General features: G+C 39.5%; 20 protein-coding genes and 1 pseudogene. 10 read left to right on the top strand and 11 right to left on the bottom strand.

Annotation, left to right across the window (positions count from 1 at the left end; genetic code table 11):
- Positions 1-34: 34 nt before the first annotated feature.
- Complete coding sequence (locus CQA58_RS01630; protein WP_115568977.1) at positions 35-3,118, bottom strand: autotransporter outer membrane beta-barrel domain-containing protein; 3,084 nt, start codon at positions 3,116-3,118, stop codon at positions 35-37.
- Between the two features lie 181 nt (positions 3,119-3,299).
- Between CQA58_RS01630 and polA the strand changes: the two genes are divergently transcribed.
- A complete protein-coding gene (gene polA / locus CQA58_RS01625; protein ID WP_115568976.1) occupies positions 3,300-5,993 on the top strand; it encodes a DNA polymerase I in 2,694 nt (897 codons plus the stop codon).
- Positions 5,994-6,039: 46 nt separating this feature from the next.
- On the opposite strand, the gene CQA58_RS01620 is transcribed toward polA, so the two are convergent.
- Both CQA58_RS01620 and nusA read right to left on the bottom strand, forming a co-directional pair.
- On the bottom strand, positions 6,040-7,662 hold the full coding sequence (locus CQA58_RS01620; RefSeq protein WP_115568975.1) for a sulfatase-like hydrolase/transferase: 1,623 nt from the start codon (positions 7,660-7,662) through the stop codon (positions 6,040-6,042).
- Position 7,663: 1 nt separating this feature from the next.
- Positions 7,664-8,797 carry a transcription termination factor NusA gene (gene nusA, locus CQA58_RS01615; RefSeq protein WP_115568974.1) on the bottom strand — a complete coding sequence of 378 codons (1,134 nt, stop codon included), beginning with the start codon at positions 8,795-8,797 and terminating at the stop codon, positions 7,664-7,666.
- Positions 8,798-8,965: 168 nt separating this feature from the next.
- Here nusA and CQA58_RS01610 point away from each other — a divergent pair, with 168 nt between their 5' ends.
- From CQA58_RS01610 to CQA58_RS01580, 7 genes are all read left to right on the top strand, one after another.
- Complete coding sequence (locus CQA58_RS01610; RefSeq protein ID WP_115568973.1) at positions 8,966-9,205, top strand: HP0268 family nuclease; 240 nt, start codon at positions 8,966-8,968, stop codon at positions 9,203-9,205.
- Positions 9,206-9,210: 5 nt separating this feature from the next.
- Positions 9,211-10,521, top strand: coding sequence for a tRNA (N6-isopentenyl adenosine(37)-C2)-methylthiotransferase MiaB (miaB, locus tag CQA58_RS01605; protein ID WP_115568972.1), 1,311 nt, complete (start codon positions 9,211-9,213; stop codon positions 10,519-10,521).
- A complete protein-coding gene (locus tag CQA58_RS01600; RefSeq protein WP_115568971.1) occupies positions 10,518-11,186 on the top strand; it encodes a lysophospholipid acyltransferase family protein in 669 nt (222 codons plus the stop codon). Before miaB ends, CQA58_RS01600 begins: the two co-directional genes overlap by 4 nt.
- Before the next feature lie 47 nt (positions 11,187-11,233).
- The gene (locus CQA58_RS01595; protein WP_115568970.1) at positions 11,234-12,226 is read left to right on the top strand and encodes a hypothetical protein; all 993 of its coding nucleotides are present in this window, start codon (positions 11,234-11,236) and stop codon (positions 12,224-12,226) included.
- Positions 12,223-12,741, top strand: a complete 519-nt coding sequence (locus CQA58_RS01590) for a hypothetical protein (RefSeq protein ID WP_115568969.1) — start codon at positions 12,223-12,225, stop codon at positions 12,739-12,741. Before CQA58_RS01595 ends, CQA58_RS01590 begins: the two co-directional genes overlap by 4 nt.
- Entirely contained in the window at positions 12,738-13,283 is a 546-nt protein-coding gene (locus CQA58_RS01585) for a hypothetical protein (protein ID WP_115568968.1), read from the top strand. Before CQA58_RS01590 ends, CQA58_RS01585 begins: the two co-directional genes overlap by 4 nt.
- 107 nt (positions 13,284-13,390) lie before the next feature.
- Positions 13,391-14,698 carry a hypothetical protein gene (locus CQA58_RS01580; protein WP_115568967.1) on the top strand — a complete coding sequence of 436 codons (1,308 nt, stop codon included), beginning with the start codon at positions 13,391-13,393 and terminating at the stop codon, positions 14,696-14,698.
- A 56-nt stretch (positions 14,699-14,754) separates the two neighbouring features.
- Here the strand turns inward: CQA58_RS01580 and CQA58_RS01575 are convergent, their stop codons facing one another.
- Genes CQA58_RS01575 through CQA58_RS08405 form a run of 3 tightly spaced genes read right to left on the bottom strand, consistent with a single transcriptional unit; the run spans position 14,755 to position 17,553 of the window.
- A complete protein-coding gene (locus tag CQA58_RS01575) occupies positions 14,755-15,804 on the bottom strand; it encodes an argininosuccinate synthase domain-containing protein (protein ID WP_115568966.1) in 1,050 nt (349 codons plus the stop codon).
- A complete protein-coding gene (gene dnaG, locus CQA58_RS01570) occupies positions 15,801-17,432 on the bottom strand; it encodes a DNA primase (RefSeq protein ID WP_115568965.1) in 1,632 nt (543 codons plus the stop codon). Before dnaG ends, CQA58_RS01575 begins: the two co-directional genes overlap by 4 nt.
- Positions 17,419-17,553 (bottom strand): hypothetical protein, encoded by a 135-nt coding sequence (locus tag CQA58_RS08405; protein WP_281269995.1) that lies wholly within the window; start codon positions 17,551-17,553, stop codon positions 17,419-17,421. The genes dnaG and CQA58_RS08405 overlap by 14 nt, the downstream gene beginning before the upstream one ends.
- Positions 17,554-17,914: 361 nt before the next feature.
- Here CQA58_RS08405 and groES point away from each other — a divergent pair.
- Together groES and groL are read left to right on the top strand one after the other, a co-directional pair.
- Positions 17,915-18,181: pseudogene (groES, locus tag CQA58_RS01560) on the top strand (co-chaperone GroES); the annotation flags it as partial.
- Between the two features lie 16 nt (positions 18,182-18,197).
- Positions 18,198-19,835, top strand: a complete 1,638-nt coding sequence (groL, locus tag CQA58_RS01555; RefSeq protein ID WP_115568962.1) for a chaperonin GroEL — start codon at positions 18,198-18,200, stop codon at positions 19,833-19,835.
- 267 nt (positions 19,836-20,102) lie between these two features.
- Here the strand turns inward: groL and pssA are convergent, their stop codons facing one another.
- Genes pssA through CQA58_RS01530 form a run of 5 tightly spaced genes read right to left on the bottom strand, consistent with a single transcriptional unit; the run spans position 20,103 to position 24,673 of the window.
- A complete protein-coding gene (gene pssA / locus CQA58_RS01550) occupies positions 20,103-20,855 on the bottom strand; it encodes a CDP-diacylglycerol--serine O-phosphatidyltransferase (RefSeq protein WP_115568961.1) in 753 nt (250 codons plus the stop codon).
- Positions 20,852-21,445, bottom strand: a complete 594-nt coding sequence (locus CQA58_RS01545) for a phosphatidylserine decarboxylase (RefSeq protein WP_115568960.1) — start codon at positions 21,443-21,445, stop codon at positions 20,852-20,854. Before CQA58_RS01545 ends, pssA begins: the two co-directional genes overlap by 4 nt.
- Before the next feature lie 9 nt (positions 21,446-21,454).
- Positions 21,455-23,338, bottom strand: coding sequence for an ATP-dependent zinc metalloprotease FtsH (ftsH, locus tag CQA58_RS01540; protein ID WP_115568959.1), 1,884 nt, complete (start codon positions 23,336-23,338; stop codon positions 21,455-21,457).
- A gap of 35 nt (positions 23,339-23,373) precedes the next feature.
- Positions 23,374-24,306 (bottom strand): 50S ribosomal protein L11 methyltransferase, encoded by a 933-nt coding sequence (gene prmA, locus CQA58_RS01535; protein ID WP_115568958.1) that lies wholly within the window; start codon positions 24,304-24,306, stop codon positions 23,374-23,376.
- On the bottom strand, positions 24,296-24,673 hold the full coding sequence (locus tag CQA58_RS01530) for a chemotaxis response regulator CheY (protein WP_115568957.1): 378 nt from the start codon (positions 24,671-24,673) through the stop codon (positions 24,296-24,298). Before CQA58_RS01530 ends, prmA begins: the two co-directional genes overlap by 11 nt.
- Between the last annotated feature and the right edge of the window lie 45 nt (positions 24,674-24,718).

The raw sequence follows: 24,718 nt of genomic DNA, 5'->3' as shown, positions 1-24,718 counted from the left end.
AATCTTGTAGAAAAAACTTAAGCAAAAAATTTAGTTATATTGAACCAAAACGCAATTTGATTCCTGCTGAGAAGTCTATCACTTCGCTATATTGCTTACTCCAAGTGCTTGATACATTGATAAATGTATCCACCCAATCTCCCATTCTTGATACAAGATTGACACTTGCTTCAAGCCCTCCTACATAAGGGGTGTTTTCAAACTCCACATCATAATCTTGGCTTTGATACCTCATCTCTCCCCCAATACAATGATTGGATACCAATCCTACTCCTGCACTCACATCAAAAGAGAAAAACGAATTTGTTGCTCCCTTATAGCCAATCAAAGCTTCAATTTTGTTTTGATTGATAAAACTTGCATTTGAGGAGATTGAGAGGAAATTTTTGCTCCCCCAAAACGCTTCTGTCTCTTGCATCACTGAAGAACCCTCAGCATACCCCACAGCCACCATTGCTGAGAGATCAGTGAAGAAGCCATTATTTTGAGGAGAGAGGAAAAATCTTTTCCCTACTTTTTGAGAAAATGAATACGCCCTTGCTCCTTGGCTTATGTTTTCTCCTAGTGGTGTAACGCTATTTTCCCCAAACTCACCTTCCCCAATCCCTGCTCTAAAAATCGTATGTGAATACACTCCACTATCTAACATCAAGACATTATAAAGTGCTAAAGAGAGAAAAGAATAGTTGAAATCAAATGTGCTAAATGTATTATCTAGGGTTTGATTTTGGGTGATAAACTCTCCTGTGAATCCTACTGCCACCCCTAGTGCATTTCTTCCTTTGGCAAATGAGAAGAGATAATCCCCTCCCACTACAAAATCCACAAAGCTCTCATCACTTGCTTGAGTGCCATTATATTTCCAATACTCTGCCCCTAGCTCTGCCCAAATCCGACTTGATCGCACATCATCTCTAAGCTTGGCAAAGCGTGTTTTCCCCCAATCAAAGGTAGAGAGCAAATAGCTTTGAGAGGGGTTGTAGAAAAGAGAGTTTTCAATCTTTTTGCTCTCTTGAGAAGAATCTTGAGAAGAGTTATCTTGAGAGGGAGTGCTAGGTGTGGTGGTGCTAACCTCATAGGGGTTTGCCACTAGATAAAAGTAATTAGTCTGAGTCTTGTCATCATCATATCGCCCTATCTCTAGCCCCTCTGCCTCATAGCCTGAAGTAGGAGTGATAGTGATAGTTTGTCCATCAGAGAGGGAGTTGAAGGTAATGTTATCGCGATTTGCCCCACTCACAGAGGCTAGAAGGATATATTTTTGAGTAAGGTTGGTTTTGTTGAATAGGGCTAGAGAGAGGGTATTATTGACTTGGCTTGTGGTGTTTGAAGAATCAATTTGCAAAAACGCACTTGAGCCTACTGAGAGGGGATTTTTGCCCTCATCATAGAACGCCCCTCCATCATAATGATTTGCCCTAGAGTTATCTAAGCTTACACTCAAAACAAATTCACTATTTTGAGCTTGAAAATTATCTATTTTTAGTCTTTGAGAATATCCACTATATCCTAGAGAAACTTGAGATTGACTAGATTGAAGCAAAGCAAGTGTTCCACCTGTTGTAAGATTGAGATTTGAGCTTGATTGTAAATGCAAATTGCTTTTGCCTCCAAAGCTATACTCACTTGCACCTATCTGCAAAGTTTTAGAAGAATCTACATAGATATCTGCTTCTTGATTGGCATAAAAAGCATAAGGATTAGAAGTGTTGATAGTAGAGTTATTGAGATAGAATTTGCCTTGATTTATATCATTATAGATAGCAGAGTTAATTTGAGTGGGCAGAGTTGTACCAAAGACAAAACTTGCATTTCCCCCACTTATCTCAAATCTCCCCGAAACATTATTGATCCCCACATTGCTTTGAATGTCTTTGAAGTGAATGATAGTTGATGAATTACGCAATGTCACACTATTACTATTTTCTATAAAGACTCCATAGCTTTCAGATCCAGCAATGCTCTCAAAAACTACTTTTCCATTGCCTTGATACCACCCTCCACCCCCATAGATTCCCACAGCTTTAGGAGCAGAAATGCTTTCAAAAATCATCTCTCCTCCTACTCCATCATAACTAAGGGATATTCCCCCACGCATTCCGATTGCAAGTTGGTTGGAAGTGATGGATTTGAAGGTGATGTTTGAGCTATTGGAAATATCATACGCATAAATTCCCATAGCTACACTATCTCCACTGATTTTCTCAAAAGTCATAGTCCCACGATTATCACTATCTCCCATAATCCCCACTGCTCTTGAGCTTGAAGTTATTTCTTTTAGATAAATATTATTTTCATTATCAACCCAACCATGTATCCCTACGCTATCTTGCAAGGCAGATACAGAATCAATGCTTATGCTTCCACTATTTTCAATATCGCCATAGATTCCAAAAGCATTTGCATTTGAACTAGCTTGTGAGATTGTGATTGTTCCTACATTGACAACTCCCCCATAGATTGCAACTGCTGTTTGATCTCCTTGTATTGTCCCAATCTCAATCTTGCCCATATTAGCCACACCCCACGTTGCAATTCCTGCTGATTGTTGTTTAGCATTTATATTTTTTAAGACAATTGAGGCATTATTTTCATTGACAAGGATTAGATGTGCTATCCCTATGGCCGTCCCTTGAGAGGATTGAATATCTTGAAAGCTTAAAGTCCCAATCTGATCCAAAGCAAGCCCAATAGTTCCATAAGTGCCACCTGATGTGCTTGTGATTTGAGAAAATGTGAGAGTGTCTGCATTATCCAAACGATCAGACCCCAATCCAAACAATCCCACCACACCACTATCTCCATTCAAAGAGCTAAAAGTAATATCTCCATTGAGTTTTGCATAACTTTTATATCTCAAACCTAACCCCACAACCCCTCCACTAGCATTGCTAATAGCAGAGATATTTAGAGCTTGAGTCGTGCTTAGAGTGATAGGAGAATCTTTGCTTCCCCCCTTGATTTCTCCCCACTCCAAAACCTCTCCACTTGCAGGAGTAGAGGTGATAGAGGCATAAGAAGAATCAAGTGTAGTGTCTTGGGTAAAAATCTTATTACTATCCACCACAGCATTTGCCAAACTTAACAATGCAAAAGGATAAATCCAAACCTGCTTCATCACCTTTCTTCCGATATTCTGAAGTATATCTAAAGATATTTTCTTAGAATTATACTCTTTTTATTTGACTTGTAGCCAAAATTTTAAAAAGTAGCTTTTGATTTCTATTTATAAAAGAAGCGATTCTTTTATAATTTTTCCCATTCTTATCCTAAAATACCCACTTTTTAAAAGGACATTTATGCGAACTTTGACTATTATTGACACCTTTGGCTTCTTCTTTAGAAGCTACTATGCACTCCCTCCATTGCGAAACTCTGAGGGATTCCCTACAGGGCTTTTGCTTGGATTTGCAAACCTTATCCACAACCTCTACCAAGAGGGAGATAATGAATTTCTAGTCTTTGCCCTAGAGGGTGGGGGAGTCAATCATCGAAAACTTATTGATCCTAGCTACAAAGCTACGCGACAGCCCACTCCTGAAGAGCTTTTGATGCAACTTCCTATCGCTATTGGCTGGATTGAGAAAATGGGATTTCCCAATATCTCCATAGAAGGGTATGAAGCCGATGATATTATCGCCTCTTTAAGTGCGTGGGGAGTGAAGAATGGACACAAAGTCAAAATCGTAAGCCAAGACAAAGATCTCTATCAACTTCTCAATGAAAATATCTGCCTTTATGATCCAAGCAAAAAAAGAGAAATTGAGGTTAAAGATTGCATTGAGAAATGGGGGGTTTGCCCTCAAGATTTTGTGGCATTCCAAAGTCTGATTGGGGATTCTAGCGACAATATTTCAGGAGTTAAGGGGATTGGACTAAAAACAGCACAAAAAATCATCAATCACTACCATAGCCTTGATGCGATTTATGCTGATGAGGCAAATTGGGAAAATGTATTTACCAAACGAGTGGCTACACTCCTCAAAGAAGGCAAAGAGAGTGCATACAAAAGCCAAGAGCTTGTCAAACTTCATCAAGATCTCATACAAGATTTTACCCCCACTCCATTCCCCAAACACAACCCTCTTCTTGCAATCGTTGATGAGTTAGAAAAGCTTGATTTTGAGCGATTGAGCTTGAAAGTCAAAAAACAAAGCCCCTTTGGATACAAAAAAGAGCCTTCCAAAGGAATCGGACACAAAAAACTTGAAGTGCAAGAAGGGGATTTTGGCTTCACTTATGAGCTTCTTACTTCATTTCAAGAAGCGATGCAAATCCTAAAAAATCACCCACTCAATCAACCCATTGCCTATGATTGTGAGACAGATAGCCTAGATATTCATCAAGCCAATATGGTGGGGTTCAGCTTCTGTCTTGATGGCAAAAAGGGCTATTATGTGCCTATGCGACACTTCTATCTAGGAGTCCCCAAACAAATGGAAGTAGAAGAAGGCAAAGCTTTGATTGAAGAGATTTTCAAACACCCCATTATCGGACACAACCTCAAGTTTGACTATCTCATCACAAAAAACAATTTCTCTCTCACACCCCAAAACCTCATCTTGGATTCTATGCTTTTGGCTTGGCTATATGATAGCACTGCGTCTGTGGGGCTAGATCGTCAAATGTATCGATGGTTCAATCACAAAATGATTAGCTTTGAGAGTATTGTCAAAAGAGGAGAAAATTTCTCTCATATCCAACTTGATGAAGCACTCAAATACGCTGCTGAAGACGCTGTGGCAACCTATCGTCTTTATTTCCGACTTGAGAGTGAGCTTGAAGCCCAAAACCTCTCTCATCTCCTCAATCTTGCAAAAACCCTAGAGTTTCCTATGATTACTACACTTGCAAGTATGGAAGAAGAGGGGATATGCATTGATGTGGTGTTTTTTGAGAATCTTAGAGAGATTGCAACTGAGCAAATCGCCTCACTTGGCTCTCAAATCTATCAACTTGCAGGAGAAGATTTCAATCTCAACTCCCCCCAGCAACTCTCTCATATTCTTTTCTCCAAACTCGGACTTCAAGGAAGCAAACAAGTCAAAGGTGGGTATAGCACAGAAGAGAAAGTGCTAGAAAAAATCAAAAATGATCACCCCATCATCTCTTTGGTTTTGCAATATCGTGAGGCAAGTAAATTGAGAAATACCTACATTGATCCACTCCTCAAACTTGTCAATGAAGACAATAAGATTTTCACCTCATTCCTCCAAACAGGCACAGCCACAGGAAGACTAAGCTCTAAAGCTCCAAATTTACAAAACATTCCTGTAAGGAGTGAAGCAGGGAAGAAAATCCGCCAAGGCTTTGTCGCACAAGAGGGCAATGTGCTTTTAAGTATCGATTACTCTCAAATCGAGCTAAGACTCCTAGCCCACTTCAGCGAAGATCCCACACTTATTGAAGCATTTATACAAGACAAAGACATTCACTCTGAAACCTCACTCAAAATCTTTGGCACACTTGATAAACGCTCAATTGCTAAAAATATCAATTTTGGTTTGATTTATGGAATGGGAAGCAAGAAGCTCTCAGAAACGCTCAAAATCTCTATCAATGAAGCCAAAAGCTATATTGAGAGCTATTTTGCCACCTTCCCCACGGTCAAAAGCTATCTAAAGAATCAAGAAGAAAATATTTTGCATAATGGATATGCCCAAACTTTGCTAGGACATCGGCGATATTTTGATTTTGATAGTGCGACAGATTTTCAAAAGTCCAATTACTTGCGAGAGGGGATTAATAGCATTTTTCAAGGGAGTGCAGCCGATCTTATCAAAATGGCAATGAATGAGATTCATCACTTTATCCAAAACACAGAAATCAAAATGCTTATCCAAGTCCATGACGAGCTGATTTTTGAACTCCCTGAAAAAAATGCGATGCAAAAGGGCGAGGAGATTGCAAAGATTATGAATGAAATCTATACCCTCAAAGTCCCTTTGCGATGTGGGATTAGCATTGGCAAAAACTGGGCAGAGCTCAAGTAAGTTCTAATTGTATTTGGCTTTTTGCTCCTTTAGGCTTGTATCATAATTAACACCATCCCCCCCCCCCCACGATGCGGGTTCTTTGGGGGTTGAACTTCTCATTGATGATACTTCTTGTGGGATCAAACTCCTCTGTCTCTATCCCTGCAATCTCTAAAATTGTATGGATTAAATCATCACTCATATAAGGGCGATGGATTGAGGCTTTGAGTTTTTCATAGAGTTTAGGGTGTTTTTGAATAAAGAGATCTGAGACATACACTAGCATTGGCACCTCACAAGTAAAGCGAGTAATTCTGCCTTCACCATGTCCAATAAAATCATCAAGTTCATAAATCTCTTCTCCGTGATCTGAGAGGTAAATTACAATTGAATCGCTTTTTGAGAATTTCTGAAAAATCTCATTGACAATATAGTCATTATAAAAAACAGCATTATCATAAAGCGAACGCTGACGCTCTTTAATAGATGTGCTTAAAGCATCAAATTTTCCAAATCCCGTAGGATATCGCTCATTATAGGCTCCATGCGTTCCAATCAAGTGAATTACCATAAATTGTAGCTGTTCATTTTTGCTCTCCACCAATGGAAGCAACTCCTCATCATATTGCTGTTTTGCTTTAGATACAAAAGTAGATTGATGACTAATTGAAGCCAACATTCCAGCAGGTGTAACATAAACAGATGGTTCTTGATTGGAAAGCCAAATTGTAGAATAACCAGCGGCTCGAAAAAATGAAACAATATTATGCATTTGATACCAAGGCTTATCTTTTTCATTTTCATAATTAGTCAAAGAGAAAATTTTTGGCGTTGATGTACTTGTTTGAGTATGTGCTGAAATCACATCATCAAAAACCAATAGGTTTTTTGTTTGGGACAAACGAGAAAGATTGGGAGTTGTTGCCCTAGAATAACCATAGATTGCCATATGTCCTCTCTGTGTGGATTCTCCTAAAAGCAAAACAATGTTTTCTATTGGATTGGAAGCAAGAGAAAGCTTGATTGGATTATCCATCATTGCTTTATATTGCTCTTGGAATGCCTTTTTCATCTCATCTTTGGAACCCAAAACATATTTGGAAGAAAACAATAATCGTAATGGCTCTATAAAATTAACATTCTGCCTTGCATAATAAGAGTAACTAGGAGAAAAAGCACTTTTGATTTCTATAACGATATTTATCCAACCAAAAAGAACAAAAAGAGAACAAACAATCGATAAAGATTTTCCAATTCGTGGATGATATAATCGATAATAAAGCCAAGTAAAAAATATGCTTCCAAGAACCACCAGCACACTTTTCCAATCAAAGTACAACTGAAAAAATCCCAACCCCTCATTAAGTGTCGTTTCAAAAACAGCAAAAAGCATTGCGACATTGATAGATGTGTCAAAATAAATCCAACAAAAAGTATCTACAATAAGACACAAGAATGAAACACCCACAAGAGCATTTAAAAGCCACTTTCCTAGCCTTGAAGGGAGAATATAAAGTACCCACACAAAAGAAGCAAGCATAGATAGTCCCAAAAATGCATTTCTAATTGGGACAAAACCTGTCGCACTCAGTTTAAGAGAAAAACAATAAATGCAAATATATACAATGGCAAGATACACAAACCCCTTGAAGAAAACCCCTCTTTTTGCCTCTTTCACTCCCCACATATCAATCCTTAAAGAGCGATTCTAAAGCATCAAGCCCCACCTTTTTGCCCTCATTCTCACTTCCCTTTTCTTGAGCTTCAAATAGCTCACTTACCCCAATTTCTTTGATTTCTATCTCATATCCTGTGAGCATTGAGGCTAGTCGGATATTGACCCCTCCTCTTCCAATAGCCTTGGACTTTTGATCGGCTGTGAGTGTAACGATAGCCTTGCTCTTCTCTCCCTCATTTTCACTTTTTTCAATCTTGACACTGATGATACTTGCAGGGGAGAGGGATTTGGCTACAAACATCTCAGCACTCTCACTAAACTCCACACAATCGATACTCTCTCCGTGCAATTCTTGACTTACAGCATTGATCCTCACTCCCTTTGTCCCCACCGTGGAGCCGATAGGATCGATTCTTGGATTTTGAGTAGAGAGAGCGATTTTGGCTCTATCCCCTGGGATTCTTGCACACCCCTCAATCACCACTTCTCCATCTTTAATCTCTGGCACCTCTAGAGTTAAAAGCTCGATGAGAAACTTTGGCGTGGTGCGTGAAAGCTCAATTTGCATTCCCCCTTTGGCAAACCTCAAACTCTTTAGCACACAAGAAATCGTATCTCCTACCTTAAACTTCTCGCCTTTGATTCGGTTTTTCATTGAGAGCACCCCACGCACCTCATCAATCTCTACATAAGTGTTCTCCTCATCATCGACCCTCACCACCTGACCGCTCACAATTTTTCCAATTTTTGTCTTTAGCTTCTCATAAAGCTTGTCTTCCAAAAGCTTTTGCAATCTCCCCTCAAGCATTTTAAAAAGCGTATTGATTGCACTTCGGCTCATATTCTCTAGGCTGATTTCATAATTTAGTTCATCTCCCACACTCACTTCAGAATTGATCTCTTTTGCCTTAGAGAGTGGAATCTGATTGAGATTTTGCTCCTCTCCATCAGGGCAGATGACAACCTTTTGAAAAAGTCTTAGCACTCTCTCTTTCTCATCAACACTTGCACTAAACACAGCCTCCTCACTCAACTCTTCTTGAGCGATTTTTATCACACACTCTTTGATAAGCTCTACGACCACTTGACTCTCAAGCCCCTTTTCATAGGCAATTAGCTCGACAATATCTAGTATTTTTTCCATAATATCTCCCTTCTATGATTACTCCTCTACAACCTACCGACAAAATTCTTGGATTTTTCAGAGTTTGAAGTTTTTAGTGATTATAGCAATGTTTTCACACAAAGTTTAAGTTAGCAAAGAGTATAATACAAACTTTATTTCAAATTCCCACTCTATAAGGATAGTAAAATGGATTTCAAACTTGCCAAACCCACACTTGAGTCAAAAAGTGCCAAAATCACTCTTAAGCAGATTGAAGAAGAATGTGCTAAAGAGGGAAAAATCTATTATTTTTCCAATGAAAACGCACACAAAGACTTGCTAAAAATCGTTGAAGATTTCAGTGCAAAAGGACGCAATGCATATTTGCGTGAAGCAAGATATGGACTTGATGAGAAAGAATATATCTACGAACTCCACATCATCTAATCGCAATGATTCCCAAAAAACTTTATATTGAAACGATGGGCTGTGCGATGAACAATCGCGACAGCGACCACCTCATCGCCGAGCTTAGGGAAAAAGAGGGCTACACCCTCACAGACAATCCCAAAGAGGCTGATTTAATCCTTATCAATACTTGCTCTGTGCGAGAAAAGCCTGAAAGAAAGCTTTTTTCTGAGATTGGGCAATTCAGTGCGATCAAAAAACCTAATGCAAAAATTGGTGTATGTGGTTGCACAGCAAGTCATCTAGGAGAGCAAATCATCAAAAAAGCTCCAAGTGTGAGCTTTGTGTTAGGGGCTAGAAATATTAGCAAAATCACTCAAGTCATTCATCAAGACAAAGCCGTGGAAGTCGCCACAGATTTTGATGATAGCACTTATATGTTTTCCAAAAATAGCAATCCTGACATCAAAGCCTTGCTAAATATCTCCATAGGGTGCGATAAAAAATGCTCTTATTGTATCGTCCCTCACACACGAGGCAAGGAGATTTCTATCCCTACCTCTATGCTCTTAGAAGAAGCTCAAAGATTGGTGAGAAATGGAGTCAAAGAGATTTTGCTTCTAGGACAAAATGTCAATAACTATGGAGCAAGATTCTCAAATCCTCATAAAGAAACCAATTTCACCACCCTCTTAAGAGAGCTAAGTGAGATTGAAGGATTGGAGAGAATCCGCTTCACCTCTCCTCACCCTTTGCATATGGACGATGAGTTTTTAGAAGAGTTTGCACGCAACCCTAAAATCTGCAAAAGTATTCATATCCCCTTGCAAAGTGGCTCAAGCAAGGTTTTGAAAGAGATGAAGAGAGGATATAGCAAAGAGTGGTATCTCAATCGTATTGACAAACTACGCTCTTTAGTGCCTGAAGTGGGAATCAGCACCGATATTATCGTGGCTTTCCCCACAGAGAGCGATGAGGATTTTGAGGAAACTATGGATGTGCTAGAGAAAGTGCGATTTGACACGCTTTATAGTTTCATCTACTCTCCACGCCCTCACACTCCCGCTCAAGATCTCCCCAATCCTATCAGCAAAGAAGTGGCTTCCTCTCGTCTAGCAAGATTGCAAAATCGCCACAAAGAGATTTTGAGAGAAAAGGGAGCTAGTGAGATAGGCAAAGAGCATTGGGTACTAGTGGAGAATTACAGAGATGATGAGGGAGAGAAGTGGAGCGAGGGCAGAAGCGATAGCAATCGCCTCATTAAGATTGCAAACTCCATTCTCCCTCTAGGAAGTATCATCAAGGTTAAAATCACAGCTCACGATGGAGGAAGCCTGAGTGGAGAGCTAGTGTGAAAAAAAGATTAAAAGTCTTTCTTCTCACCTCCATTCTCCCTTATATAATGTATGCATATTTGCGTTTTGTCTCTTGGAGCAGTAAGCACCATTTTTTCATCGCCAAAGGAAGCCTAGAGGGCAATCTTATCGCCACATTTTGGCACGGCGAAATCCCTATGCAAGGACACCTCTATCATCATATCCTCAAAACTAGAGGGGAGAAGATTGATTTGCAAAATATGCGTTATGGCACAATTATTAGTGAGCATAGCGATGGAGAATTTGCAGCCAAACTTTATGCCCTATATGGATTTAAAGGCATTAGAGGCTCTAGCACTAGAGGAGGAGCAAAAGCCCTAGTCAATGCTCTAGGCAAACTCAAAGAAAAGTGGGACATTGGACTAACCCCTGATGGGCCAAAAGGACCTTATCACTCTATTGCTAATGGTGCAATAGTGATGGCACTCAAAAGTGGGGCTAAGATTGTAGGCTTTAGAGTAGAGCCAAAGTCATTTTGGCAACTTAGAAGCTGGGATAAGATGAAAATCCCCAAACCCTTTGGGGAAATCAACTACTACATTCTCCCTCCACTTTATTTAGAAGAGAGCAAAAGCATTGAGGAAAATAAGGCGATTTTGCAAAAATATCTTGAGCGAGATCCTCAAGGGTATTTTGTGGAATAGGTTTTGCTTAATCTATCTCAAAAATAAGTTTATACAAAGGTTTTGTAGTGTTTTCAGGGCTATCAAGGACATTTTACTCTCGTGTTTTTATCGGTTTGAATATCGATGCGGGTGTTTGCCAACTTCACATCATCAGAACTAAAAGCAACACAATCAAGCAAAATATCAAAACCAACATCAAAACCATTGATGACTCAATCCCTATCGAAGCCCTCAAGCTCATTGCTTTCTATAAGAAAAAATACCCTTATACCTATATTGGAATGATTAGCAAGACTTACAATCAAGGGGCGATTCCCACCACAAATCCCCAAGACTTCATCAAACTTGGTGTCAATCTACAAGGCTATAAAACCAAGTTTTTTGATCATACTTGGTGTGCTTATATCAAAGAAGAGGATTGCCAAAAACTCATTGAGCCAAGCTCTGAACTAGAGAGAATTGACTTGCTATTCTCTCCATTTCTCCCTATGTATAACCAAGCCAAAAAAGAAGGAAGCAAAACCTCTCTTTATATCTTGCAAGAGAGAAAAAATATCTGTGTGATGATAAGCGATGGCAAAAGAGTATTTTATGGGGGATATTTTGAGATTGAGGGAGAGCTAAGTGAGGCAAATTTGATGCCACAAGAGAGCAATCCAATGGTTGCAAACTCCTCAAAATTTGAAGATATTTTAGATTCTTTGAGCGATAATCTTGAGGATTTGGAAGCTTTAGATATTGATTTGCTAGAAGAAGAGCAAAATAGTGAAGACTTTGAGCAACACGAAAAAGACAAAATCGAAGAGTTAAGAGATTTTATGCGTGCCACAACCATTGTAGGGATTTTGGAAAATGTCATCACAGAGCATTACAATAGCACCTACTATCAAAGCAGTTTTATTGATCAAATCGTGATTTTGGATAACTATGGGATCACTCCTGATTCTATCAAACACATCAAAGATAGCTTGATGATTGAAACCTATGTTCGACCATTCTCAATCCCAGAATCAATCACACTTCTTATGCTTGAAGAATACAAAAGGAAAGCTCTATGATGAATTATAGTTTTATCTCTCCTCTGCGTAAGCCTATCTTTTCTCCTATTACAAAATCGTGGGCATTGTGCTTTTTGGCTTCAGGATTGATTGTCGTGGGGATTTATTTTCTCTTAAAGTTCCAAACCCAATCTTTTATCAACCAATCCAACAATATTGACAATGAAATCAGCAACCAAGCCACGCTCAAAAACGAGCTTTCTGACAAGCTCAAATATCTCAATACCCAACTTGATGAAATACGCTTAATCCAAGAAGAAAACACAGCCCTTATCAATGCCATTGAAAATCTCTTTGGATTAATCCCCGATCAAATCACTATCAATAGCATTGCTTTGACAAACAATGAGCTTACAATCAAGGGCATCACCCCCTCAAAAGAGCTTTATATCTTTCTTTTAGAATCCCCTCTAAGAGCGATTTTTTCAGAAAGCAAGGTGGATTTTTTCGTGCTTCCTAGTGGGTGGTATAACTTTGTTTCAGTAAGTAAAATCATCAAAGGAAATCAGCAATGAAAATCAACAAAAGAGAAGATTTAGCCGAATACATTGTCAAAAACCTTGTTTATATGTCTATTTTTGTTATCGGTGTCGTTTATCTTTTCTCAGGCGTGATTCTCAACAAAGTCAATGATTACAAAGAGAAGAGAGAAGACTTGCGTTATACTCGACTTGCCTATCTTAAGGCTTTTGATCAAAACACGGGATTGGAGAAAACTATCCAAAACTCTCAAGAAAAAAACAAAAAATTCATCGATTTGCTCAACAATCCTCCCAGCAATGCAATGATTCACGCCATCGCTCAAGAGTTTTTTGAAGTTACTTCCATCAAAAAAATCAATGCAGAAATTTCAGGAATCTTTATCAATCAAATCCTAGAAATCAAAGGCACTTCCACCACCCCTCAAGCATTCTTTGACTTTAGCAAAAAAATCAGAGAAGCCTACCCCACAATCACTCTCTCACTTCCTTTCTCTATTGAGAAAAAAGATTTACTTTCTGACACACTAGAGCTCACTCTCTATGTCAAAATTACACAAATTCAACAAAAAAACTAGCTTTTACTTCATTTTTATCGCAAAAAATCATTATTTTTTTGTAAGATAGTGTTTTATACCTCTAGCGATAGGCATAAACTAAAGGGGTTATAAAGAAAGGAGAAACAATGAGAGTAACAAAAATTTCATTAGCGACATTACTAGCACTTGGCACACTCACTTGTGTAAATGCTGAGACAAAACTAGAAGACGCTATCAAGGGAACAACAATCAAAGGTTATGTTCTAGGGCAAATGACATCACAATTTGGTGATGATATTCACGGAAATGTTTTCAGAACAAGAGCTTGGGCAAACCTCAATACTGGTGCTATCGGTGGTTTTAACTTAGGAATGACAGCGTATGCATCAACTGGTGGAGGAAAAAACTCAGATGGAACTCCATTTTTAGAGGCTTCTGGGGCTGCAGGAAAACCTATAAATATTGGACTTACAACAGTTTATGGTAAGCAAGATTTGAGTGAATATGGGAGCAAAACCACAATCATCGGTGGTAAGATGAATATCCTCACTCCATTCAATGACAATACTTGGGACTATGGTTATGGGGTTTATGTCAGCAATGAAGATATTGAGGGAGTAAAATTTAGCGGACAAGTTTTTGGTGCTTATACTCTTGATGATGCAACGGATGCTACCTATACTGCAGGGACATCTCTAGATCATCCACTCTATATCCTAGGAGTTGAAGCAGGTGGAGAAAAGCTTGGTGGTGCTGGAATTAAAGTTTATGCCGCTCATTCTACAAAAGTGTTTGACTATATGGTTATGGGAGATGTAAGCTATACAATCGCAGGTGTTACACTCCAATCTCAAGTGGCTGTAACTGATGTAGATACAAATGGCGACAAATTCTATAATCCAAATGGTACCAATGGTGTAGCTTCTCTTAGAGGACTTTATAATATCCAAGCAAGCTATGCTAATAAAGATCTTGGATTCTCAGCAAAAGCAGGTTTTACAGGAAGCTTTGGAGATGGATATGGTGCATTACTTAACTATGCTTCATTTAATATGGGAGGACAATTCTGGTATGACACTGTAGGATCAAAAAATGGTTATGGAATGTTTGGACAAGGTGGATATAAAATCTATTCTGGAAGCAACAACTATAAAGCAAGTAGCATTATGGTAGGTTATGTGGGACTTCAATACACAGGCGTAAAATCCCTTAAGATTGGACTAGATTATGCCTATGTAGGAGGAGACAATAACTATGCTCTTGCCCCAACTGCAAGCCAAACAGCAATCAACACATGGACTAGCAATGGTGGTTCTGCAACATTCCACGAAGTTTCTTTCACTGCAAGCTATGGCTTCTTTGATAATAAACTCACTCTCTCAGGACTTATTGGTTCAACATTTGGAGATCTTCAAATGGCTAGAGGAAGAGCAGTAGTTAAATACTCTTTCTAATCTCTTGAGGGGTTTCCCCTCAAAACTTTTATTCTCTCCCCCTTTTTTAAATCTCTCTATTTCAAAAACAGATACTTTTGAGCTTCACTTTTGCTAATTGGCTCTACTCTCACTTCTCTCTCGCCGATTTTTACCCCATAGCTTACTCCTAGCTCACTTTTGCCATATCCTAGAGTTAGTCGTGCAGCCAAAAGCTTATCCTCCTCACTTGCTCCTCTCTCTACTAGCCCAATAGGTCCTTTGCACTCTTGCAAGACTATAAGTTCCATTTGAGGATTGGGGGCTTCAAGCTTGGTATTTTCTTCTTCATTTCTTGAAATCACACATCGCCCCCCATCAGGCAACACCATATATCGCCCCACTTTAACTAGCTCAATATCTTCAAACACCATTCCTCTATGAGAACTTAAATCCTTGATTTTCTCTGCCACGCTTGTATCTGTAAGCAGACACCCACCCCCAGGCTTCTCATAATACTTCCACCCATAGTTTTTGATCATCTCTAGTTGCCGACTTCTCCCCCTACCTTGCACATCAAGCAATCTCTCTCTATCCACCCACCCCACTCTCTCAGGATAGCTCTCTTCTAATAGTTTGGCACTCATCGGACGCAAAATAAGCTCATCTAATCGCTTTGGTTTAGCCCTACCATCTCCATTTGGATCTACAAGATGAGCAAATCTCTCACTCTCCCCAAAACTCCTCACCACACTTCTGACTTGATCCAATGCCTCTCTTCTCTGACTTTTGGGGCGTTGTCCCACCACTTCTCCACTGATGACAAAATCAACTCCAAGCTTCTCAAGAAGCAAAAAAGCATTTTTAAACATATTGGCGTGACAATCAATGCAAGGATTGAAATATTTTCCATATCCATACTTTGGAGCAAAAAGCACTTCATCAAAAAACTGCTTTCTAATATCCACGCTCATAAACTCCACGCCAATCTGTGCTGTGGCGTTTTTGAAATATTCGAGTTTGCTTTTATTTCCTCCAAAGCCGATATTGAAGTTGATTGCTATCACTTCAATCCCCTGCTCTTTGAGTAATTGCATACTAATTAGGCTATCACAACCTCCACTAAATAAGGCAAGGGCTTTTTTCATAAGTGTATTTCCTTTTTGATTTTATTGATTTTTTCACGCATCTCTTGGATTTGGCGAATTTTGGTTTCGTATTCTACCCCCTCTTTACCAATAAGTAATTTTATCTTTTCCTCCAAGTCTTGAATGGCTTTGATTTTGATTTGTTTTCTAAACTCCTCTTCACTCATCACCCTTGCACTCTCTCTCATCAACAACCCCTGAAGCAAGGAGTCTTCCCTCTCTCCACTAAGCAATAACTCATATTCTCTAAAGCACTCTTTGAAGCTTGATTTCTCCAAATACTCCACCCCAAGATCCAAAAAACTTTCATTCTCATACATTGAGGCAATCAAAGCCACTTCAGCCACATCATAAACCTCTTGGATAGAGAGTGTGGGAGAGGTGGATTTTTTTTGACTTTTCACTCTGATGAGGGTAGGAGGGACTTTGAGGAGTTTAGCTAAAAAGAGGCGATACTCTTCTTGAAGCAGGGCAGAGAGTGAGTGCAAAAACTCCAAAGATTCTTTAAGAGCTTTTTCTTTCTGCAATGGATTATGCAAATCATAATTCAACACCATTTGCTCTAGCACAAACTTCACAAAAGGAATGGGCGAGGCAAACAATGCCCTCACCTCTTCCACTCTCCCCCCCACAATCATATCTGCTGGATCTAGCCCACCTTCAAAGATAACCACCCCTCCATCTTTGCCCTCTAGTGCTAGGAGTTTTGAGGCTTTAAATGCTGCATTGATTCCTGCTTTGTCCCCATCATAGCTGACAATGATTTTGGGCTCTCCACGATTAAGCAGGGGGAGATGATCGCTTGTGAGAGCTGTTCCAAGTGTGGCAACAGCATTTTTTATCCCTGCTTGGTGCAACATAATCACATCGATATACCCCTCAGTGATGATAATTTGCTTTTGGCGAAAGATACTTTCTTTGGCTAGATGATAGGCATAGAGAAGTTTGGATTTATTAAAAACTTTGGTTTGAGGGGAGTTAATGTATTTGGCGACATTATCTCCCTCCATTATCCTCCCTCCAAACCCCACTACACTTGAGTTGGGAGAGTAGATAGGAAACATCAATCGATCAAAAAATCGTGCATACACTCTTTCATTATCCCTCCCCAATACTCCTAGCTCTATGGCCTCACTCCTTGCCCCCATCTCATCAGCAAATCTCACACTCTCAAACCCTGCCCCACAAAACCCTAGATAAAATCTCTCAATGCTCTCTTGTGTGATTCCCCTCTTGTAAGCATAGTCAAGCACTTGGGGAGAGGAGAGGAGTTTTTGATGATAAAAAGAAGCGATTTTATCTAGGAATTTGCTATCTTGTTTTTGAGTCTTCTCTTGAGTATAAACAAGCTCAAAATTCATAATGGAAGCGATTTTTTCAATACTCTCTACAAATGTAAGCTTCTCATACTCCATTACAAATTTAATCGCATCGCCCCCCACTCCACAACCATAACAATGATAAATCCCCTTTGAGGGGCTTACCATAAAACTTGCTGTCTTTTCTTGATGAAAAGGGCAACACGCACTATAATTCACCCCTGCCTTTTTGAGCTGAATATAAGAGCCCAAAATCTCAACAATATCAATATTTTGTTTTAATTGCTCTAAACTCTCATTGCTTATCATTTTCTGTATCTTTTATTGTGATTTTTAAAGTAGGGATTTTAGCTAAAAAGTGTTTTCTTGCTCTATTTAAATCTATTATATTTTTGTATATCAAAAATCCCACCAAATCCCATCCACCCACTCTCTTGCCTTGCTCGTAGTGAAGATTTTGAGGAAAAAGATAAGGCAGAAGTGCCTTATCCCTCAAAACTTCAAGAGCAAGATTCAGCAAGGCTCTCCCCTTATTGTCAAAAAGAAAGGAGAGATACTTTCTTTTTGGGCTAAGGGGAGCGGGGAGGGGCTAAGCCTTTTTCTTTGACAAAAAGAAATCAACAATTTAAATAAAAACTGCACTCTATCATATAAAAGCTAACTATTCTTTAGTATGATTGACTAAACTTTCTTTATATAGTAAATGATATTGTATTGAAAGTAAATCAAAAAAACTATAAAATCGTGGCACTTAAAATATTTAAGTGCTATTTCACAATAAGGAGTTTTAGATGAATTTCAAACCACTAGGCAAAAGAATCTTGGTTGAAAGAATCGAAGAAGACACAAAAACAAGCTCTGGAATCATCATTCCTGACAATGCAAAAGAAAAACCTCTAGTAGGAAAGGTTGTTGCAGTGAGCCACAAGATTGAAGATGAGTGCAAATGCGTAAGCGTAGGCGAGAGTGTAGTTTTTGGTAAATACAAGGGAGATGAAATCAAACTTGATGGAAAAGAATTTATTGTTTTAGATATTGAAGATGTTCTAGGAATCATTAAATAAGGAGTAGAAAATGGCAAAAGAAATCAATTTTTCAGATAACGCAAGAAACAAACTTTATGAGGGTGTGAAGCAACTTAGCGACGCAGTCAAGGTAACAATGGGACCAAGAGGGCGAAATGTCTTGATCCAAAAAAGCTATGGAGCACCTACAATCACAAAAGATGGAGTAAGTGTGGCAAAAGAAGTAGAACTTGCTGATCCAATCGCAAATATGGGAGCTCAACTTGTCAAAGAAGTGGCAAGTAAAACTGCTGATGCAGCAGGAGATGGGACAACCACAGCAACAGTTTTGGCTTATAGCATTTTCAAAGAGGGACTAAGAAATGTTACAGCAGGAGCGAACCCTGTGGAAGTCAAGCGTGGTATGGATAAAGCAAGTGAAGCAATCATCGAAGAGCTTAAAAAAGGAAGTAAAAAAGTAGGTGGAAAAGAAGAAATCGCTCAAGTTGCGACAATCTCAGCAAACTCTGATGAGAAAATCGGTGCTTTGATTGCAGAGGCTATGGAGAAAGTCGGCAAAGATGGTGTCATCACAGTTGAGGAAGCAAAAGGAATCAACGATGAGCTAAGCGTAGTTGAGGGAATGCAATTTGATAGAGGTTATCTCTCTCCATATTTTGTAACCAATAGTGAGAAGATGAATACTCAACTTGACAATCCTTTTATCCTTTTGACAGATAAGAAAATCACTTCTATGAAGGACATTTTGCCTTTGCTTGAATCTACAATGAAGAGTGGAAAGCCTTTGCTAATCATTGCAGAAGATATCGAGGGAGAGGCTCTTACAACTTTGGTTGTCAATAAGTTGCGTGGAGTTCTAAATGTCGCAGCAGTCAAAGCCCCTGGGTTTGGAGATAGAAGAAAAGAAATGCTAAAAGATATTGCAATTCTCACAGGTGGGCAAGTTATTAGCGAAGAGCTTGGCAAGACTTTGGAGAGTGCAAGTATTGAAGATCTAGGACAAGCAGGAAGAATCGTGATTGACAAAGACAACACAACAATCGTCGATGGAAAAGGAAGTGCTGAAGAAGTCAAAGCTCGTGTAGCACAAATCAAAACTCAAATTGAAAGCACAACAAGTGAGTATGACAAAGAAAAACTTCAAGAGCGACTTGCAAAGCTTAGCGGTGGTGTAGCAGTTATCAAAGTAGGTGCAGCAAGTGAAGTAGAGATGAAAGAGAAGAAAGATAGAGTAGATGACGCTCTAAGTGCGACAAAAGCGGCAGTTGAAGAAGGAATCGTTATCGGTGGTGGTGCAGCCCTTATCCGTGCAGCTCAAAAAGTTTCTCTCTCACTCAAAGGTGATGAGCAAATTGGATATGAGATTATCCTTAGAGCCATCAAAGCTCCAATGAAGCAAATTGCTGAAAATGCAGGATATGATGCAGGTGTGGTAGTCAATAATGTTGAGAGTGCAAAAGAAGATACTTATGGATTCAACGCTAGTAATGGAGAGTATGTCGATATGTTCAAAGCAGGAATCATCGATCCTCTAAAAGTAGCTAGAGTGGCACTCCAAAACGCTGTAAGTGTATCAAGCTTGCTTCTCACAACAGAGGCTACAATCAATGATATCAAAGAAGACAAACCCGCAATGCCTGATATGAGCGGTATGGGTGGAATGGGAGGTATGGGTGGAATGATGTAATTCCCCCTCCCCTCACCCCCCTCTATATTTTTCTCACAATCCCCACAAAATCTCCCACTCTCATAAAATAAAACGATAAAACCTTGTTTTCATATTGATCTTTTTAGAGCTTCAATACAAGAGCTTTGGTATGGCAAGAAAGAGATTTTATAAGAGCTTTTAGAGTTTTTACTAACCCCTAAGAAAAATCTAAAGGCAAATAGAGAAAGATAATCATAGATTTAGAAGCTTTTATCAAGTCCTCTCTTCTATGAGAGAGATTGATTTTTACCCCCTCCTAAAGACAATCCCACAAAGCAGATATATCCAACGCCCTATCCCATAAAGCACATATCCACTCATCAATACTCCCAAACTCTCAATGGGGCGGTAGAGCAAAACTCCACACAATATAAGCAAGATGATAAAAGTCTTGAGATTCCATTGCATTTTTTTAAATGAGGGGTAGCGAATGTTACTTACCATAAGCACTCCGATAAGCAATACACAGCTTAAAACCACATATCCCCACCCACTTCCTAGGATAATTTCATTATCAAGCACACCTAGTTTTTGAGTAGAGGGAAGAGGGAAGAATGCATAAGTTTCATTGAGCATTATCCAAACCACCACAAAAATCGCCGCTGAGGGGATAGGAAGTCCGATGAAAGAGTTTGGCTCTGAAGTAGTGGTGATATTAAATCGTGCCAATCTTATCGCACCAAAAATCACAAACAACGCACACACAATCACCCCTAATCGCCCATAAAATTGTCCGATATAAAAATACACTAGCATTGCAGGAGCGACACCAAAAGCCACCACATCAGCCAAAGAATCAAACTCTACTCCAAACTTAGAGCTAGTCCCTGTAAGCCTTGCCACACGCCCATCTAGTCCATCAAGCACACTTGAGGCGATAATCGCCCAACACGCCCACATAAAACTCTCATTTGAAGCCCAAACCAAACTAATAATCGCCAAAAACATACTTCCTGCCGTAAAAGCATTGGGAAGCACATATAAAGGATTGATTTTCATTGCAAATACCCCAAAACGCTCTCCCCCCCTCTGACTTTGTCCCCAACATTAAGCTTAGTTTCTAAATTTTTAATCTCCATTTGCACCTCCCCTTTCATAAACCCCATTCTCTCCCCTCTCTCTAGCGTTGTGATAGAGGATTTGAGGGGGAAGATATGAAAAAGCCTAGGAGAGAAAATCATCTTATTTTCTCCAAAGCAAAATTCTACTTTGGAGTTGAAAAAATCTCTTTTTTGACTGAGATACAAGGGGATTCCATAGATTTGAGAGATTTGATAGTTTTGAATATTCAAAGGAGAGCGGATCACCCCCACATCAAAGATTTTGCTCTCTATTGTGATAATGCACTTATCCCCCACAGATTGAATCTGCTTAATCTCTCCATCAATAGGAGCAAGGAGAGCATTATCAGAGAGGTGTAAAGCTACTCTTTCAGGATTCCTAAACATATACACCCACCCCACCAAAGCAATAACAAAAAGAAATGCTAGATTCTTTAGTCCCAAAAGTATTGCCACTCCTAGCAATACAACTAAAATTATCGCCCCCTTATAGCCACTCTTGGCAAGATAAGTGATTTTAGAGTTCATCTCTCCTCCTTATTCTTCCTCAATAGGAGTTAGTCGTGAGGGGAGATTGTGTTTTTCTTCAAACTCTTTGATAATCTCCCTTACTCTCTCTCCATCAATAACTTCTTTCTCTAGCAATTCTGCTGTCATCACTTCCACTGCTTCTGCATACTCACTCAAAGTCTTTTTGACTGCCTCAAATCGCTCTTGAAGTGTGGTTTGGATAAAAGTATCAAGTTTTTCAGAAGTTTTCTCACTATACTCCCCTCCACTTCTTCCACCATTAAGGAATGTATTGCGAGGTTTCTCTAGCACCATTAACCCGCTTACATCAGTCATTCCATAGTAACTTGCCATTGCTTTTAGCACATCTGTGGCACGCTCTAAGTCATTGCTTGCACCTGTGGAGATTTCTCCCAAAAACACTGCCTCTGCCCCTCTTCCACCAAGCAAGACATCAACTTCAGCAATAAGCTCGTGCTTTTGGACTAGGTATTTGTTTTCTTGAGGGGTGTTGAGCGTGTAACCTAGTGCTGCCATACCACGAGGAATGATAGAAACCTTATTGACTTTATCTGCCCCTTTGGTTAGCTCACTAATGAGTGCGTGTCCGCTTTCGTGATATGCCACGATTTTTTTCTCTTTTTTGCTGATGCGTCGTGATTTTTTCTCTAGCCCTGCAATTCCCCTCTCCACAGCCTCTTTGAGATCGCTTTGGGTAACTTCTTTTTTGTTGGCTCTTCCTGCTAGAAGTGCGGCTTCATTGATGATATTTGCCAAATCTGCTCCTGCAAGTCCTGCTGTCATTTTGGCAATTTCTTGCAAATCCACATCACGAGAGGGCTTGATTGCTTTGATATGCACTTTGAGAATATCAAGTCTTCCTTTGTAATCAGGCTTATCTACAAGCACTTGACGATCAAATCTCCCTGGACGCAAAAGTGCAGGATCAAGAATCTCAGGGCGGTTAGTGGCTGCTAGGACGATGACAGGGGCTGATTCGCTTCCAAATCCATCCATTTCAGCCAAAAGCTGATTGAGGGTTTGCTCTCTCTCATCATTCCCACTCACAATCCCCCCTGCTGCACGACTTTTTCCAATCGCATCAATCTCATCGATAAAGATGATACTTGGAGCGTCTTTTTTTGCCATATCAAAGAGATCTCTCACACGACTTGCACCCATTCCTACAAACATCTCAATAAAACTACTTCCACTCATTGAGAAGAATGGCACATTCGCCTCTCCTGCCACAGCTTTGGCTAGAAGCGTTTTACCTGTCCCAGGAGGTCCCACTAGAAGCACACCACGAGGGATTTTCGCTCCCAAAAGAGTGTAGCGATCGGGGTGTTTGAGGAAATCCACGATTTCTACAACCTCTTCTTTTGCCTCATCATTTCCTGCCATATCATCAAACTTGACATTGGGTTTTTCTGCATTGACAAGCTTTTTGGCACTTCCCATTCCAAAGATTCCATTCCCCATATTTTTTTGAACACGACTTGCCATAAACATCCAAAACCCAATAAGCACAAACACAGGGAGAAGCCAACTTAGCACTTCAGAGAAGAAATTACTCTCACTAAAGCCACTATATTTAATCCCATTTTCATCTAGGATTGGCACAAGTGTGGGATCATTGACTTTTTTAGCGATATAGAGAGTTTTGCCATCGCTTGAACTTGCTTTGAGCATTGTTTGACCGATTTCTACACTCTCTAGCTCTTTGTTTTTTGCCATTTGTTTAAGCTCATAATAGCTTACTTCTTTTTTCTCTCCTCCTCTTCCATCAAGAAAACTTCCTCCCTCTCTTGGGGAAAAGAAGCGAAAAACAATCATTGCGACAAGCACTAAGATTGCAAATACCACAATGGGATTTTTATTAAATGGTTTTTTAGGATTTTTCTCATTCATTATTTAAGCCTTTGCATATAGTTATCTTTATAATCTTACTTAACTTTGGCAAGTTTTAGTGCTACCCATTCATCTTTTTGTAGGATTTTGTCAATTTGGTAACCTTTGAAGCACTCCAAAACCTGCTCTTGATAGTCTTGCAAAATCCCTGAGAGAATGAGCTTTCCTCCATTTCTCAAAGGAGTATCAAAATCAAGCATCATAATAATATGAGCCAAGATATTTGCCACAATCACATCATATTCCCCTTGAGCTTGGGAGATTGAGCCTACCCAAGAGGTGGAGAAGCTTTGAGAGTTGAGGGCAAAATTTTTCTTGCTCTCCTCTATGGCAAACTCATCTGTATCGCAAATCTCCACATTTGCACCAAGAAAAGAGGAGCAAATGCTTAAAATCCCACTTCCACACCCCACATCTAAAACCCTTTTCTCTCTTAAATCCATTTCACTCAAAAGCTCTAGACACATTGAAGTAGTGGCGTGGTGTCCTGAACCAAAGGCAAGGGCAGGATCTATGATAATATCTTGCAATTCTACTCCCTCTTCTTTGGCACTCTTATGCCAAGAGGGGCGGATATAGAATCCTCCCACACTTACAGGCAAAATAGATTGCTTATACGCCTCTATCCAATCTTTGTTTTGACACACCTTATAGCCATAGCCAAACTCTACACGCTCTCCAAGTCTATTGCTTAGAGTGTGAGAGAAATCTTGAAGCATTGAGAGGATAAGTTGAGGGGATTTGGTGGTTCTAATGATGATTTGGGTATGTTTTTGCTCTTCTTCTTTGAAAAACACGCTCAAATCATAAGGGGATAAATCATTCTCATACCCCACAAAATCATAAGGGGTAGTAATCTCTTCTAGAGTCTCTTCAATATTGCTAGAAATAAAATCAGCAAAAACTTCGCCAAAGGCTTGGGGCTGGACTAGAATCTCAAAGTATTCTTCATCTAGCTTATTCTTCATTGACACCCAAAACGACTTCTAACTTTTCTTTGAGGACTTGGGGAGTGAAAGGCTTGACAATATAGTTATTCACTCCTGCCTTAATGGCTGTGATTACCTCAACCTTTCCACCCTCAGTGGTAATCATAATGATAGGAATATCAGTAAATCGACTATCAGCTCTAGTCTTCTTCACAAGCTCCAAACCATTCATCTCAGGCATATTCCAATCTGTAATCAATACGCCCATATCACTATTCTTATCTAGTATATCCCAAGCCTCAACGCCGTTCTCAGCCTCAAAAATATCTTCATAACCTAGTCGCTGAAGTGTATTTTTGATAATTCTTCGCATTGTTGAACTATCATCGACGACAAGTAGTTTCAATTTTTTCTCCTCTATGAATTTAAATATAAAATTATAGCAATCTCT

Source organism: Helicobacter brantae (assembly GCF_003364205.1).
Taxonomy (GTDB): domain Bacteria; phylum Campylobacterota; class Campylobacteria; order Campylobacterales; family Helicobacteraceae; genus Helicobacter_G; species Helicobacter_G brantae.
The sequence above is the reverse complement of the archived record's forward strand: the minus strand, read 5'-3'. Positions and strand labels throughout refer to the sequence as shown.

Coding starts and splice junctions, on each gene's coding strand:
- prmA (WP_115568958.1), bottom strand. CDS start 24,306: ATGAAGAATAAGCTAGATGAAGAATACTTTGAGATTCTAGTCCAGCCC.
- CQA58_RS01575 (WP_115568966.1), bottom strand. CDS start 15,804: ATGAAAAAAGCCCTTGCCTTATTTAGTGGAGGTTGTGATAGCCTAATT.
- CQA58_RS01580 (WP_115568967.1), top strand. CDS start 13,391: ATGAGAGTAACAAAAATTTCATTAGCGACATTACTAGCACTTGGCACA.
- miaB (WP_115568972.1), top strand. CDS start 9,211: ATGATTCCCAAAAAACTTTATATTGAAACGATGGGCTGTGCGATGAAC.
- CQA58_RS01610 (WP_115568973.1), top strand. CDS start 8,966: ATGGATTTCAAACTTGCCAAACCCACACTTGAGTCAAAAAGTGCCAAA.
- nusA (WP_115568974.1), bottom strand. CDS start 8,797: ATGGAAAAAATACTAGATATTGTCGAGCTAATTGCCTATGAAAAGGGG.
- dnaG (WP_115568965.1), bottom strand. CDS start 17,432: ATGATAAGCAATGAGAGTTTAGAGCAATTAAAACAAAATATTGATATT.
- CQA58_RS01620 (WP_115568975.1), bottom strand. CDS start 7,662: ATGTGGGGAGTGAAAGAGGCAAAAAGAGGGGTTTTCTTCAAGGGGTTT.
- groL (WP_115568962.1), top strand. CDS start 18,198: ATGGCAAAAGAAATCAATTTTTCAGATAACGCAAGAAACAAACTTTAT.
- ftsH (WP_115568959.1), bottom strand. CDS start 23,338: ATGAATGAGAAAAATCCTAAAAAACCATTTAATAAAAATCCCATTGTG.
- polA (WP_115568976.1), top strand. CDS start 3,300: ATGCGAACTTTGACTATTATTGACACCTTTGGCTTCTTCTTTAGAAGC.
- CQA58_RS01630 (WP_115568977.1), bottom strand. CDS start 3,118: ATGAAGCAGGTTTGGATTTATCCTTTTGCATTGTTAAGTTTGGCAAAT.
- CQA58_RS01545 (WP_115568960.1), bottom strand. CDS start 21,445: ATGAACTCTAAAATCACTTATCTTGCCAAGAGTGGCTATAAGGGGGCG.
- CQA58_RS01590 (WP_115568969.1), top strand. CDS start 12,223: ATGATGAATTATAGTTTTATCTCTCCTCTGCGTAAGCCTATCTTTTCT.
- CQA58_RS01585 (WP_115568968.1), top strand. CDS start 12,738: ATGAAAATCAACAAAAGAGAAGATTTAGCCGAATACATTGTCAAAAAC.
- pssA (WP_115568961.1), bottom strand. CDS start 20,855: ATGAAAATCAATCCTTTATATGTGCTTCCCAATGCTTTTACGGCAGGA.